This window comes from Staphylococcus sp. NWU MKU2, from assembly GCF_033283605.1.
Taxonomy (GTDB): domain Bacteria; phylum Bacillota; class Bacilli; order Staphylococcales; family Staphylococcaceae; genus Staphylococcus; species Staphylococcus haemolyticus.
In genome coordinates, this window is record NZ_JAVSMH010000005.1 from 43,054 (window position 1) to 55,764 (window position 12,711).

Consider the following 12,711-nt stretch of genomic DNA (forward strand, 5'->3'; position numbering starts at 1 on the left):
CAAATTATCTACCACCAAAGCCTTTATATTCTTTTTGACTCACTTGAGCTTCAAGTGATTTCATAGTTTCAATTGCAACACCAATTACGATTAATAAACTTGTACCACCAATTTGTATTGATTGAGGTAAACTCATGAACTTAGTCGCTAATATTGGTAATATCGCAATGACTGCTAAGAAAATAGAGCCGACAAAAGTTAAGCGATAAAGTACTTTAGTAATATATTTTTTAGTTTGTTCACCAGGTCTTATACCTGGAACGTAACTACCTTGTTTCTTCAAGTTATCAGCCATTTTTTCAGGATTAACTTGAACAAAGGCATAGAAATACGTAAATGCAATAATTAATACTACATAAACAATCATGCCGTAAGTGTTTGAAGGGTTAGCATATTCAGATATAGTTTGCGCCCAATCAGCTTTTGGGAAGAACAATGTTAATGTTCTTGGCAATAGGAAAAATGCCATCGCAAAGATTACTGGAATTACCCCTGCAGAGTTAACTTTTAAAGGTAGATAAGTTGCTTGTGATCCTAATCTTTGAGCAGACTGTTTTTTAGCATATTGGATAGGAATTTTACGTTTCGCTTCTAGTACATAAATAGCACCAATTGTTAGTAAAACTAATCCTACAATTAAACCAATAACTTTTAACCATGCCAATGTAGTATCATCATTACCAACGAATGCTTGTTGCACGAATTGAATAATTGATGAAGGCAAAGTTGATAAAATACCTGCAAAGATAATGATAGAAATACCATTACCAACTCCGAATTGAGTGATTTGATCACCAAGCCAAATTAGAAATGCAGTTCCTGCTGTTAAAACAACGGCAATCAATAAATAACTCATAATAGATTGGTGAATAATTAATTTACCACCTAAATAGTTATTAAATTGGAATGCCATACCAATTGACTGTATAAAAGCCAAAATGATAGCGAAATAACGTGTTACATTGCTAAGCTTTCTTTTACCTACTTCACCTTGTTTCGCCCATTCAGAGAATTTCGGAACAATATCCATTTGTAGTAATTGCATTACGATAGATGCGGTGATGTAGGGCATGATGCCCATAGCAAATATTGAAAAGTTCTTTAAGGCTCCGCCACCAAACGTATTAAGAAGAGCGGCGACTCCTTGATCAGAACCTTGTTGTTCAAAAGGCTCAGGGTTAACTCCTGGAGCCGGAATGTAAGTTCCTATTTTGAATATAACTAACATTGCTAAGGTAAAGAAAATCTTGTTTCGAACTTCTTTAGTTTTAAAGAAGCTCACAAGCGTTTGAAACATTAGATCACCTCGTGTGCTCCACCTTTTGCATCAATTGCTTCTACTGCTGAAGCTGAGAATTTATGAGCTTTCACTGTCAATTTTTTATCAAGTGAGCCATTACCTAGTATTTTGATACCAGATTTTTCATTCTTAACTACACCAGTTTCAACTAATAAAGCTGGAGTTACTTCAGTACCATCTTCAAATTTATTAAGTTGGTCTAAGTTAACAATAGCATATTCTTTACGATTAATGTTAGTGAAACCACGTTTTGGTAAACGACGGAATAAAGGTAATTGTCCACCTTCAAATCCAGGTCTTACGCCACCACCTGAACGTGCTTTTTGACCTTTTTGTCCGCGACCACTAGTTTTACCGTTACCAGAACCAGCACCACGGCCAACGCGGTTACGTACACGACGTGAACCTTCAGCTGCTTTTAACTCATTTAATTTCATTATATAGGCACCTCCTTAATTATTTTTCTTCTACTGTCAATAAGTGTCTAACTTTGTTGATTTGCCCACGGATAGCAGGGTTATCTTCAACTACTACTGAACTATTAGTCTTTTTAAGACCTAATGCTTCAACAGTTTTACGTTGTGTTTCAGGACGACCAATAACACTACGAGTGAGGGTAATTTGTAATTTAGCCATTATCTATTTTCCCTCCTTAATTATATAATTCTTCTACTGATTTGCCGCGTAATTTAGCAACATCTTCAGCATTTTTAAGGTTTTGTAAACCATTGATTGTAGCACGAACCATATTAATTGGTGTGTTAGATCCTAATGATTTACTTAAGATATCAGTGATACCTGCTAATTCTAATACGGCACGAACTGGACCACCAGCGATAACTCCTGTACCAGGTGCAGCTGGTTTCATGAATACGCTACCTGAACCATAACGGCCAGTGATAGTGTGAGGAGTAGTTCCTTCAACACGTGGAACAACTACTAAATCTTTTTTAGCTGCTTCAACAGCTTTTTTGATAGCTTCAGGTACCTCTTGAGCTTTACCAGTACCGAAACCTACACGACCATTTTTGTCTCCAACTACTACTAATGCAGTGAAACGGAAACGACGACCACCTTTAACAACTTTAGCAACACGGTTGATTGTTACAACGCGTTCTTCAAATTCTTTCGTTTCTTCTTCTCTACGAGCCATGTATTTGTCCCTCCTTTAAATTAAAATTCTAATCCGCTTTCTCTAGCAGCTTCTGCTAAAGCTTTTACACGACCATGGTATAAGTAACCGCCACGATCAAATACGATTTCTTTAATACCTTTGTCTGATGCTTTTTTAGCAATTGCTTCTCCTACTTTAGTAGATAAATCTACTTTAGAAGTTGAATCACTTGCGATATCTTTATCTTTTGATGAAGCTTGAACTAAAGTTTCGCCTTTAACATCATCGATAATTTGTGCATAAATGTGTTTGTTTGAACGATATACATTTAAACGTGGTTTTTCAGCTGTACCTGATAATTTAGTACGCACACGAGCATGTCTTTTCAAACGCACTTTGTTTTTATCAATTTTACTGATCATTGTATTACTCCTTTCTTAAGAGAGTTATCTATTATTTACCTGTTTTACCTTCTTTACGGCGAACATATTCACCTTGGTAACGGATACCTTTTCCTTTGTAAGGTTCTGGAGGTCTTACTGAACGGATGTTAGAAGCAATTGCTCCAACTTGTTCTTTAGATACACCAGATACTCTAACAGTTGTGTTTTTCTCTACTGCGAAAGTAATGCCATCTTCAGCTTTAATTTCAACAGGGTGAGAGTAACCAACGTTTAATACTAAGTCACTACCTTGCATTTGAGCACGGTAACCTACACCAACAAGCTCAAGTGTTTTTTCGAAACCTTGAGAAACACCTTGTACCATATTATTTAATAAAGCACGAGTTGTACCATGAACTGTTCTATCTTCTTTAGACTCAGTAGGTCTTACAACTTCGATAGTGTTTTCTTCTTGTTTGAAAGTCATTCTTTCGTTAAATGTTCTAGTTAATTCACCTTTAGGACCTTTTACAGTAGCAGTATGACCATCAAAAGTTACTGTAACGTCGCTAGGGATGTCAATAATTTTCTTACCAACACGACTCATGTTATGGCACCTCCTTATTTATTATTACCAAACGTATGCGATAATTTCTCCGCCAACGTTACGTTTTCTAGCTTCTTTGTCAGTGATAACACCTTCAGAAGTTGAAACTAATGCAATACCTAAACCATTTAATACTTTAGGTACTTCGTTTGCTTTAGCATATACACGTAAACCTGGTTTAGAGATACGTTTTAATCCTGTGATAACACGTTCATTGTTTTGACCATATTTTAAGAATAAACGAATAACACCTTGTTTATCATCTTCAACGTATTCTACGTTTTTAATGAAACCTTCACTTTTTAAGATTTCAGCAATTTGTTTTTTAATGTTAGACGCAGGTAATTCTAATTTCTCGTGACGCACCATGTTTGCGTTTCTAACACGAGTAAGCATATCTGCGATTGGATCTGTCATTGTCATTGATTGTTGCCTCCTTTCAGACTCTTATATATTACCAGCTAGCTTTACGTACGCCAGGGATTTGCCCTTTGTAAGCTAATTCACGGAAACAAATACGGCATAATTTGAATTTACGATATACAGAATGTGGACGACCACAACGTTCACAACGAGTATATTCACGTACTGCATATTTTTGTTTTTTCTGTTGCTTAGCAACCATAGAAGTTTTAGCCACTTAATTAGCCTCCTTTTAGAGATTATTTACGAAATGGCATACCGAAGTTTGTTAACAATTCACGAGCTTCCTCGTCAGTGTTAGCAGTTGTTACGATAACAATATCCATTCCTCTTACTTTACTTACTTTATCATAGTCGATTTCTGGGAAAATTAATTGTTCTTTAATTCCTAAAGTGTAGTTACCACGACCATCGAATGCTGTTTTAGAAACACCTTGGAAGTCACGTACACGAGGTAATGAAACTGCGATTAATTTATCTAAGAATTCATACATTCTTTCTCCGCGAAGTGTAACTTTCGCACCGATTGGCATACCTTCACGTAAACGGAATGTTGCAACTGATTTTTTTGCTTTTGTTACTAATGGTTTTTGACCAGTGATTAATTCTAATTCTTCTACAGCGTTATCTAACACTTTAGAGTTTTGAACTGCATCACCTACACCCATATTTACAACGATTTTTTCGATTTTTGGTACTTCCATTACAGAACTATAGTTGAATTTTTTCACTAAGTTTTCAGTAACTTCAGTATTGTATCTTTCTTTTAAACGGTTCAAAGTGGATCCTCCTTTCAACTAGTTATTAATTATTAGTTTTGATTTCTTCGCCAGATTTTTTAGCGATACGAACTTTTTTACCATCAACAAATTTGTAACCAACACGGGTAGGTTCGTTTGTTTTAGGATCTAATAATTGTACGTTAGAAACATGGATTGCTGCCTCTGTTTCTAAGATTCCACCTTCAGGATTTAATTGAGTTGGTTTTTGGTGTTTTTTAATAACATTAACACCTTCCACAACGACACGGTCTTTTTTAGGTTCAGTAGCGATTACTTTACCTTCTTTACCTTTGTCTTTACCTGCGATAACTTTTACGTTGTCACCTTTTTTGATATGCATGTGGGCACCTCCTTAAATGATTTGGTTTTTATAAATTAAAGTACTTCTGGTGCTAATGAAACGATTTTCATGAAGTTACCTTCACGTAATTCACGAGCAACAGGACCAAAGATACGAGTACCACGTGGGCCTTTGTCATCACGAATAATGACACATGCATTTTCATCAAACTTGATATAAGAACCATCATTACGACGAACGCCTGATTTAGTTCTAACGACAACAGCTTTGACTACGTCACCTTTTTTAACAACGCCACCTGGTGTTGCATTTTTAACAGTACATACGATAACATCGCCGATGTTCGCTGTTTTGCGACCAGATCCACCTAATACTTTAATTGTAAGAACTTCACGAGCACCAGAGTTGTCTGCTACTTTTAAACGAGTTTCTTGTTGGATCATTAGTTAAACCTCCCTTATCTCTAATCTTGTATTAAATAATTACTGACTCTTCAACAATTTCTACTAAACGAAAACGTTTTGATGCTGATAAAGGACGAGTTTCTTGAATTTTAACAATGTCTCCTAATTTAGCTGAATTGTTTTCATCATGAGTTTTGTATTTTTTAGAGTATTTTACACGTTTACCGTATAATTTGTGTGTTTTGTAAGTTTCAACTAATACAGTGATAGTTTTGTCCATTTTGTCTGAAACAACTTTACCTACATAAACTTTACGATCGTTTCTTTCACTCACTTTTGTAACCTCCTCTTTCGAATATATTATTGATTAGCTTTGCTTTCTTCGATTTCTCTTTCACGAGCAACAGTTTTTAGACGTGCAATTGTTTTTCTAACTGTACGAATACGTGCAGTTTCCTCTAATTGACCTGTAGCTAACTGAAAGCGTAGGTTAAAAAGCTCTTCTTTTGAAGATTTGATTTGTTCTTCGATTTCTGAAGTGGTTAAGTCTCTAATTTCCTTAGCTTTCATTTGTTTCACCACCCAATTCTTCACGTTTTACAAACTTAGTTTTCACTGGAAGTTTGTGACTTGCTAAACGTAATGCTTCACGAGCAACTTCTTCTGATACGCCTGCAACCTCGAATAAAATTCTACCTGGTTTTACAACAGCGATCCAGCCTTCAACGGCACCTTTACCAGCACCCATACGTACTTCTAAAGGTTTTTTAGTATATGGTGTATGAGGGAAGATTTTAATCCAAACTTTCCCGCCACGTTTCATGTAACGTGTCATAGCAATACGAGCAGATTCGATTTGACGAGATGTGATCCAAGATGTTGTAGTAGCTTGTAATCCATACTCACCAAATGTTACATAATTACCGCCTTTTGAACGACCAGTTGTTTTAGGACGATGTTGACGACGATATTTAACACGTTTTGGTAGTAACATTATTATTTTCCTCCTTCACTAGTATTCTTAGTAGGAAGAACTTCACCACGATAAATCCATACTTTAACACCTAATTTACCGTAAGTAGTGTCTGCTTCAGCATGTGCATAATCGATGTCAGCACGTAAAGTATGAAGTGGAACAGTTCCTTCTGAATATTGTTCAGCACGAGCAATGTCAGCTCCGCCTAAACGACCTGATACTTGAGTTTTGATACCTTTAGCACCAAGTTTCATAGCTCTTGAAATGGCTTGTTTTTGTACACGACGGAATGAAGCACGGTTTTCTAATTGACGTGCAATATTCTCAGCAACTAAACGAGCATCGATATCAATTTTTTTGATTTCGATAACGTTGATGTGTACTTTTTTATCAGTTAAGTTGTTTAATTTATTACGAAGTTTTTCAATTTCTGATCCGCCTTTACCAATTACCATACCTGGTTTACCAGTGTGAATAGCAATGTTAATACGGTTAGCAGCACGTTCGATTTCAACGTGAGAAACTGATGCTTCTTTTAATTCGTTATCAATGAATTTACGGATTCTTAAATCTTCGTGTAAAAGTGAAGCGAAATCTTTTTCAGCATACCATTTAGCTTCCCAGTCACGGATGATTCCGACACGAAGTCCGATAGGATTAATTTTTTGACCCACAGTGTTCCCTCCTTAAATAGTTATTAAGCTTCTTTAGCTTCTTCTTTACCGTCACTTACGACGATTGTAATGTGGCTTGTACGTTTATTGATAGCACTTGCACGACCTTGTGCACGTGGACGGAAACGTTTTAAAGTTGGTCCTTCATTTGCATATGCTTCTTTAACAACTAATTCATCAGTGTTCATGTCATAGTTATGTTCAGCATTTGCTAAAGCGGACATTAATACTTTTTCAATTACTGGTGATGAAGCTTTGTTAGTTAATTTTAAAATAGCAATAGCTTCTCCAGCATTTTTACCTCTAATTAAGTCAAGAACTAATCTTACTTTACGAGGTGCGATTCTGATTGTTCTAGCAACCGCTTTTGCTTCCATTAGGATTTCCTCCTCTACTTCTATTTATTATCTTCTAGTTTTTTTATCGTCTGCAGCATGTCCTTTAAATGTACGAGTTGGAGCAAATTCACCTAATTTGTGACCTACCATATCTTCAGTTACATAAACAGGTACATGTTTACGACCATCGTATACTGCAAAAGTATGACCGATGAAATTTGGGAAAATTGTAGAACGACGAGACCATGTTTTGATTACTTGTTTCTTTTCACTTCCGTCTTGAGCTTCTACTTTTTTCATTAAATGATCATCGACGAAAGGTCCTTTTTTAATACTACGAGCCATTTGGGCGCCTCCCTTCTTATTTTGTGCGTGCAGCAATTAAGCCGCACACCCAAATAAGTTGTTATTATTTTTTCTTACGTCCACGAACGATAAGTTTGTCTGATGATTTTTTACCACGACGAGTTTTCTTACCAAGCGTTGGTTTACCCCATGGTGACATTGGAGATGGTCTACCGATAGGTGCACGACCTTCACCACCACCGTGTGGGTGATCGTTAGGGTTCATTACTGAACCACGAACTGTAGGACGGATGCCTTTCCATCTAGAACGTCCTGCTTTACCAACATTAACTAATTCATGTTGTAAGTTACCAACTTGACCAATTGTAGCACGGCAAGTTGATAAGATCATACGAACTTCACCAGAACGTAATCTGATTAGTACGTATTTACCTTCTTTACCAAGTACTTGTGAACTTGCACCCGCTGAACGAGCTAATTGTCCACCTTTACCAGGTTTTAATTCGATATTATGAATTACAGTACCAACTGGAATGTTTTGTAATGGTAATGCGTTACCAACTTTAATGTCAGCATCTGCACCACTCTCAACTACTTGGCCTACTTGTAATCCTTTTGGAGCAATAATATATCGTTTTTCACCATCAGCATATACTAATAAAGCAATGTTAGCTGAACGGTTTGGATCATATTGGATTGAATCAACTTTTGCAGTGATTCCATCTTTATTACGTTTGAAATCGATAACGCGGTATTGACGTTTATGTCCTCCACCATGATGACGAACTGTCAATTTACCTTGGTTGTTACGACCCGCTTTTTTCGGTAGCGGTTGTAATAATGACTTTTCAGGAGTAGATTTCGTGATTTCAGCGAAATCTAAACTAGTCATATTACGACGACCATTTGTTATTGGCTTATATTTTTTAAGAGCCATTGTCGCTTACCTCCTTAATGGTAACTTTTATTTTATTGTTTAGTTGAATAAGTCAATTGAACCTTCTTTTAAAGTAACAATTGCTTTTCTTCTTTTGTTTGTATAGCCTTGGTAACGGCCCATACGTTTTTTCTTAGGTTTGTAGTTGATGATGTTTACATTTGCAACTTTAACGTCGAAAATTTCTTCAACTGCAATTTTAACTTGTGTTTTATTAGCACGAGTATCTACGTCAAAAGTATATTTATCTTCAGCCATTGCTTCAGAAGATTTTTCAGTGATTACGGGGCGCTTAAGAACATCTCTTGCTTCCATTATCCGAGCACCTCCTCAACTTTTTTCGCAGCTGATTCAGTAATAATAACACTGTCAGCGCTAGTAATATCTAAAACGTTTAATCCTTGAGCTGTACTTACTTGTACACCAGGAATGTTACGTGCAGATAATTCAACGTTTACGTCTTCGCTATCAGTAACTACTAACACTTTTTTAGGTTGTTCAAGTGTAGTTAATACATTTTTGAATTCTTTTGTTTTTGGAGCTTCAAAACCAAAATTATCAACGATAGTGAAGTTGTTTTCTTTAACTTTGAAAGATAATGCAGAACGTAATGCTAAACGACGCATTTTCTTAGGCATTTTGTATGCATAGCTTCTTGGTGTTGGTCCGAATACGATACCACCACCACGCCATTGTGGAGCACGGATTGTACCTTGACGCGCACGTCCTGTACCTTTTTGTCTCCATGGTTTACGTCCGCCACCACGTACAGCTGAACGATTTTTAACTGCGTGAGTTCCTTGACGTAATGAAGCACGTTGTAAGTTAATTGCTTCGAAAAGAACACTGTTGTTTGGTTCAATAGCGAATACTGAATCGCTTAATTCAACAGAACCTGATTTAGATCCGTCTACTTTTAATACATCATAATTAGCCATTATGCTTTTCCTCCTTTCGCTACTTATTATTTATTACCTTTTTTAATTGAAGTTTGGATTTCTACGAAACCTTTTTTAGGTCCAGGTACGTTACCTTTTACTAAAATTACATTGTTTTCTGTATCAACTTGAACTACTTCTAAGTTTTGAACAGTAACTGTATTTCCACCCATACGTCCAGGCATTTTTTGGCCTTTGAATACTCTTGAAGCATCTGAAGCCATACCTACTGAACCTGGCGCTCTATGGAAATGAGAACCGTGAGCCATTGGTCCACGAGCTTGGCCATGACGTTTAATAGCACCTTGGAAACCTTTACCTTTTGAAGTTCCTGTTACATCAATAATGTCTCCAGCTTCAAAAGTATCAACTGTGACTTCTTGACCTACTTCGTATTCATCAACATTAACGTTTCTGAATTCACGAATGAAGCGCTTAGGTGCTGTGCCCGCTTTCTTAGCGTGACCTTCAGCTGGTTTATTAGCATATTTATTAGATTTAGCATCTTTTTTGTATGCTTTTTTGTCTTCAAAACCTACTTGGATAGCGTTATAACCATCTACTTCTTCAGTTTTCTTTTGTAATACTACGTTTTGACTTGCTTCTACTACTGTAACTGGGATTAATTCACCGTTTTCTCCGAATACTTGTGTCATCCCAATTTTTCTTCCTAAGATTCCTTTGGTCATCGAAAGTCCACCTCCTAAAATTTTCTATTATAATTTAATTTCGATGTCTACACCAGATGGTAAGTTTAATCCCATTAGGGCATCAACTGTTTTTGGTGTTGGGTTAACAATGTCGATTAAACGTTTATGAGTACGTTGTTCGAATTGTTCACGTGAATCTTTGTACTTATGCACCGCACGGATAATTGTATAAACTGATTTTTCAGTTGGTAACGGAATTGGTCCAGAAACTTCTGCACCAGAACGTTTTGCAGTTTCAACAATTTTCTCTGCTGATTGATCAATCACACGGTGATCGTAAGCTTTTAATCTGATTCTGATTTTTTGTTTTGCCATAATTTTCCCTCCTTATTCGTCTACTTTAAAAGTGATAGACTTCTCCACGAAAACTATCTCACACAACGCCATGGCAAAGCGGCCGGGTGTGTCAGTAACCTTTCGCTTCATCGCTTTCATCAAGTCCAACATTAGATATGTTACAGGAAAAACGGTGATAAATCAAGGTTTTTCTGTAACTTTTTGTACTTTGTCTAACACATACCTAAGTATTGTACTTTAAATAGTTTTGTACATCAACCATTTTAAGTAAATTTTTTCCCTTTTTTTATTTTTACTTTATAATGTATATAAGTTAAGTCTTAAATTAAGCTTCTACTATTATAATAGTAGGAATTTAAAATTTGGTTTAATAAATAGTTGGAGGCGTAGTTATATTGAAAAGAAATACTAAAGTAGCTCTTGCTCTGATAAGTTTCTTCTTATTAGTATGTGAATTTTTCTATGGCATTCCATTTCTAGGTGGAAGCTTTATATTAGGTTTTGGTTGGCAACCATTGTTAATTAATGCTTTTTTATATCTCATACTAGCAATTATTCTTTTAGTTGATAATCAAAATGCAATCAAGCCTATGTCAATTATTCCAATAATTGGTATTGTGGGATCTTTTGTTGCATTTATTCCCATTGTAGGAATGTTTGTTCATTGGGTGCTATTTTTCTTACTGGTCTTCTTTATTTTTATAGTATTGAGCGCACCTACCTATATTCGTAATAAAGATGCAAAAGTCATTTATACTCAGTACAAAGATGATCATTCAAATAAATGGTAAAAAAAGGACGATGTCTCTTAATAGAGCATCGTCCTTTTCCTTATTAACCGTGTACAAATACAAAATATAAAATAAATAGTACCATTAAGAAATACATAATTGGATGTACTTCTTTGTGTTTTTTTGTGATAAGCATAGTTATTGGATAAAATATAAATCCGCAAGCGATACCAGTCGCAATTGAATATGATAGTGGCATCATAATAATTGTTATAAATGCTGGAACTGCAACTTCAAATTTCTTCCAATTTATTTCTGCAAAGTTAGCTGCCATTAAAATCCCAACTACTACTAATGCAGGTGTTGTTACTGCACTTGTAACAATTTCAATTAACGGACTAAAGAATAATGCTAATAGGAAACAAATCCCTGTCACGATACTAGCAAAACCTGTTCTCGCACCCACAGCTACACCAGAAGTAGATTCAATATAAGATGTAGTTGTTGTTGTACCAAAAATGGCACCAACAATAGTAGCTAAAGAGTCAGCAAATAAAGCTCTACCTGCTCTAGGAAGCTTGTTATCTTTCATAATACCTGCTTGAGTAGCTACTGCCACTAATGTTCCAGCAGTATCAAAGAAATCTATAAAGAAGAAAGTTAAAATTACAATTAAAAATTGAATCGTAAATAATTGACTTGGATCCTTAAAGGCTTCAAATGCTGCACCGAATGTTGGTGTTATACTAGGGATTTTACCAACTACGCCAGAAGGTGTATGTATTAATCCAGTTATCATTCCAACTATAGCAGTTATAATCATACCTATAAAAATTGAACCTGGTACTTTTCTAGCATATAAAATAATTGTAATCGCAATTCCAAAGATTGCTAATAAAACTGGACCTTTTGTTAAATGTCCTAATGTAACTAATGTTGAGTCATTTTTCACAATGATACCAGCACTTTGTAAACCAACAAAGGTAATAAATAATCCTATACCAGCAGATACAGCCATTTTCATTTGATATGGAATAGCATTGATTATTATCTCTCGAAGACCGGTTGCTGTAAGTATAGCAAAGAATATACCTGAACAAAGTACGCCAGTTAAACCTATTTGCCAAGGAATTCCCATCGTTAAAACTACTGTAAAAGCAAAGAACGCATTTAGTCCCATTCCTGGCGCAAGTGCTATTGGATATTTTGCAATAAGTCCCATAAATAAAGAACCAACAAACGCTGCTAAAGCAGTTGCCACGAAAATAGCTCCTTGATCCATTTTCATGTCACCTGATACACCTTTAACACCTGCTAAACTTAATACTTGAGGATTTACAGCTAAAATGTATGCCATTGATAAGAAAGTTGTGATACCACCGATTATCTCTTTCTTATAATTAGTATCATACTCGTCAAATTGAAAGTATTTTTTCACGGTTTTAAACTCCTTTTATTAAAATACTTTAATATTTTAATATTACTTTTCG

Annotated in this window: 24 protein-coding genes; 1 reads left to right on the top strand and 23 read right to left on the bottom strand. The window is 35.7% G+C overall.

The window, feature by feature from the left end; translation table 11 throughout:
* Positions 1-4 precede the first annotated feature (4 nt).
* The 22 genes from secY to rpsJ all read right to left on the bottom strand — a co-directional run bounded on the left by secY (position 5) and on the right by rpsJ (position 10,508).
* On the bottom strand, positions 5-1,297 hold the full coding sequence (secY, locus tag SBL15_RS08740) for a preprotein translocase subunit SecY (RefSeq protein ID WP_011275140.1): 1,293 nt from the start codon (positions 1,295-1,297) through the stop codon (positions 5-7).
* On the bottom strand, positions 1,297-1,737 hold the full coding sequence (rplO, locus tag SBL15_RS08745; RefSeq protein WP_107613245.1) for a 50S ribosomal protein L15: 441 nt from the start codon (positions 1,735-1,737) through the stop codon (positions 1,297-1,299). Before rplO ends, secY begins: the two co-directional genes overlap by 1 nt.
* Before the next feature lie 19 nt (positions 1,738-1,756).
* Positions 1,757-1,936 carry a 50S ribosomal protein L30 gene (gene rpmD / locus SBL15_RS08750; protein ID WP_011275138.1) on the bottom strand — a complete coding sequence of 60 codons (180 nt, stop codon included), beginning with the start codon at positions 1,934-1,936 and terminating at the stop codon, positions 1,757-1,759.
* Between the two features lie 16 nt (positions 1,937-1,952).
* Positions 1,953-2,453 (bottom strand): 30S ribosomal protein S5, encoded by a 501-nt coding sequence (rpsE, locus tag SBL15_RS08755; protein ID WP_011275137.1) that lies wholly within the window; start codon positions 2,451-2,453, stop codon positions 1,953-1,955.
* A gap of 20 nt (positions 2,454-2,473) precedes the next feature.
* Complete coding sequence (gene rplR, locus SBL15_RS08760) at positions 2,474-2,836, bottom strand: 50S ribosomal protein L18 (protein ID WP_011275136.1); 363 nt, start codon at positions 2,834-2,836, stop codon at positions 2,474-2,476.
* Positions 2,837-2,867: 31 nt separating this feature from the next.
* Positions 2,868-3,404 (bottom strand): 50S ribosomal protein L6, encoded by a 537-nt coding sequence (gene rplF / locus SBL15_RS08765; RefSeq protein WP_011275135.1) that lies wholly within the window; start codon positions 3,402-3,404, stop codon positions 2,868-2,870.
* Positions 3,405-3,428: 24 nt separating this feature from the next.
* Positions 3,429-3,827, bottom strand: coding sequence for a 30S ribosomal protein S8 (rpsH, locus tag SBL15_RS08770; RefSeq protein ID WP_011275134.1), 399 nt, complete (start codon positions 3,825-3,827; stop codon positions 3,429-3,431).
* 31 nt (positions 3,828-3,858) lie between these two features.
* Positions 3,859-4,044: a type Z 30S ribosomal protein S14 gene (locus tag SBL15_RS08775; RefSeq protein WP_001140799.1), complete on the bottom strand. Its 186-nt coding sequence runs from the start codon at positions 4,042-4,044 to the stop codon at positions 3,859-3,861.
* Between the two features lie 22 nt (positions 4,045-4,066).
* Positions 4,067-4,606: a 50S ribosomal protein L5 gene (rplE, locus tag SBL15_RS08780; protein ID WP_011275133.1), complete on the bottom strand. Its 540-nt coding sequence runs from the start codon at positions 4,604-4,606 to the stop codon at positions 4,067-4,069.
* 25 nt (positions 4,607-4,631) lie between these two features.
* Positions 4,632-4,949 (bottom strand): 50S ribosomal protein L24, encoded by a 318-nt coding sequence (gene rplX, locus SBL15_RS08785; protein WP_033079619.1) that lies wholly within the window; start codon positions 4,947-4,949, stop codon positions 4,632-4,634.
* Positions 4,950-4,984: 35 nt separating this feature from the next.
* Positions 4,985-5,353, bottom strand: coding sequence for a 50S ribosomal protein L14 (gene rplN, locus SBL15_RS08790; protein ID WP_002466492.1), 369 nt, complete (start codon positions 5,351-5,353; stop codon positions 4,985-4,987).
* Positions 5,354-5,384: 31 nt separating this feature from the next.
* Positions 5,385-5,648: a 30S ribosomal protein S17 gene (gene rpsQ / locus SBL15_RS08795; RefSeq protein WP_011275131.1), complete on the bottom strand. Its 264-nt coding sequence runs from the start codon at positions 5,646-5,648 to the stop codon at positions 5,385-5,387.
* A gap of 26 nt (positions 5,649-5,674) precedes the next feature.
* On the bottom strand, positions 5,675-5,884 hold the full coding sequence (rpmC, locus tag SBL15_RS08800; protein WP_011275130.1) for a 50S ribosomal protein L29: 210 nt from the start codon (positions 5,882-5,884) through the stop codon (positions 5,675-5,677).
* Positions 5,874-6,308: a 50S ribosomal protein L16 gene (rplP, locus tag SBL15_RS08805; RefSeq protein ID WP_002432945.1), complete on the bottom strand. Its 435-nt coding sequence runs from the start codon at positions 6,306-6,308 to the stop codon at positions 5,874-5,876. Before rplP ends, rpmC begins: the two co-directional genes overlap by 11 nt.
* 2 nt (positions 6,309-6,310) lie before the next feature.
* Entirely contained in the window at positions 6,311-6,964 is a 654-nt protein-coding gene (rpsC, locus tag SBL15_RS08810) for a 30S ribosomal protein S3 (RefSeq protein ID WP_011275129.1), read from the bottom strand.
* A 23-nt stretch (positions 6,965-6,987) separates the two neighbouring features.
* The gene (rplV, locus tag SBL15_RS08815) at positions 6,988-7,341 is read right to left on the bottom strand and encodes a 50S ribosomal protein L22 (protein WP_001829734.1); all 354 of its coding nucleotides are present in this window, start codon (positions 7,339-7,341) and stop codon (positions 6,988-6,990) included.
* Between the two features lie 27 nt (positions 7,342-7,368).
* Positions 7,369-7,647, bottom strand: a complete 279-nt coding sequence (gene rpsS / locus SBL15_RS08820) for a 30S ribosomal protein S19 (RefSeq protein WP_001829710.1) — start codon at positions 7,645-7,647, stop codon at positions 7,369-7,371.
* 64 nt (positions 7,648-7,711) lie between these two features.
* Positions 7,712-8,545: a 50S ribosomal protein L2 gene (gene rplB / locus SBL15_RS08825; protein WP_011275128.1), complete on the bottom strand. Its 834-nt coding sequence runs from the start codon at positions 8,543-8,545 to the stop codon at positions 7,712-7,714.
* A gap of 39 nt (positions 8,546-8,584) precedes the next feature.
* Positions 8,585-8,860 carry a 50S ribosomal protein L23 gene (rplW, locus tag SBL15_RS08830; RefSeq protein WP_011275127.1) on the bottom strand — a complete coding sequence of 92 codons (276 nt, stop codon included), beginning with the start codon at positions 8,858-8,860 and terminating at the stop codon, positions 8,585-8,587.
* Positions 8,860-9,483 (bottom strand): 50S ribosomal protein L4, encoded by a 624-nt coding sequence (rplD, locus tag SBL15_RS08835; protein WP_011275126.1) that lies wholly within the window; start codon positions 9,481-9,483, stop codon positions 8,860-8,862. The genes rplW and rplD overlap by 1 nt, the downstream gene beginning before the upstream one ends.
* 26 nt (positions 9,484-9,509) lie before the next feature.
* The gene (rplC, locus tag SBL15_RS08840) at positions 9,510-10,172 is read right to left on the bottom strand and encodes a 50S ribosomal protein L3 (protein WP_037536010.1); all 663 of its coding nucleotides are present in this window, start codon (positions 10,170-10,172) and stop codon (positions 9,510-9,512) included.
* Between the two features lie 27 nt (positions 10,173-10,199).
* Positions 10,200-10,508, bottom strand: a complete 309-nt coding sequence (rpsJ, locus tag SBL15_RS08845; RefSeq protein ID WP_015900978.1) for a 30S ribosomal protein S10 — start codon at positions 10,506-10,508, stop codon at positions 10,200-10,202.
* Positions 10,509-10,885: 377 nt separating this feature from the next.
* Here rpsJ and SBL15_RS08850 point away from each other — a divergent pair, with 377 nt between their 5' ends.
* Positions 10,886-11,281 (top strand): hypothetical protein, encoded by a 396-nt coding sequence (locus tag SBL15_RS08850; protein WP_037536006.1) that lies wholly within the window; start codon positions 10,886-10,888, stop codon positions 11,279-11,281.
* A 43-nt stretch (positions 11,282-11,324) separates the two neighbouring features.
* Here SBL15_RS08850 and SBL15_RS08855 read toward each other — a convergent pair whose 3' ends face one another.
* Positions 11,325-12,659 (bottom strand): NCS2 family permease, encoded by a 1,335-nt coding sequence (locus SBL15_RS08855; protein WP_016931146.1) that lies wholly within the window; start codon positions 12,657-12,659, stop codon positions 11,325-11,327.
* Positions 12,660-12,711: the final 52 nt, after the last annotated feature.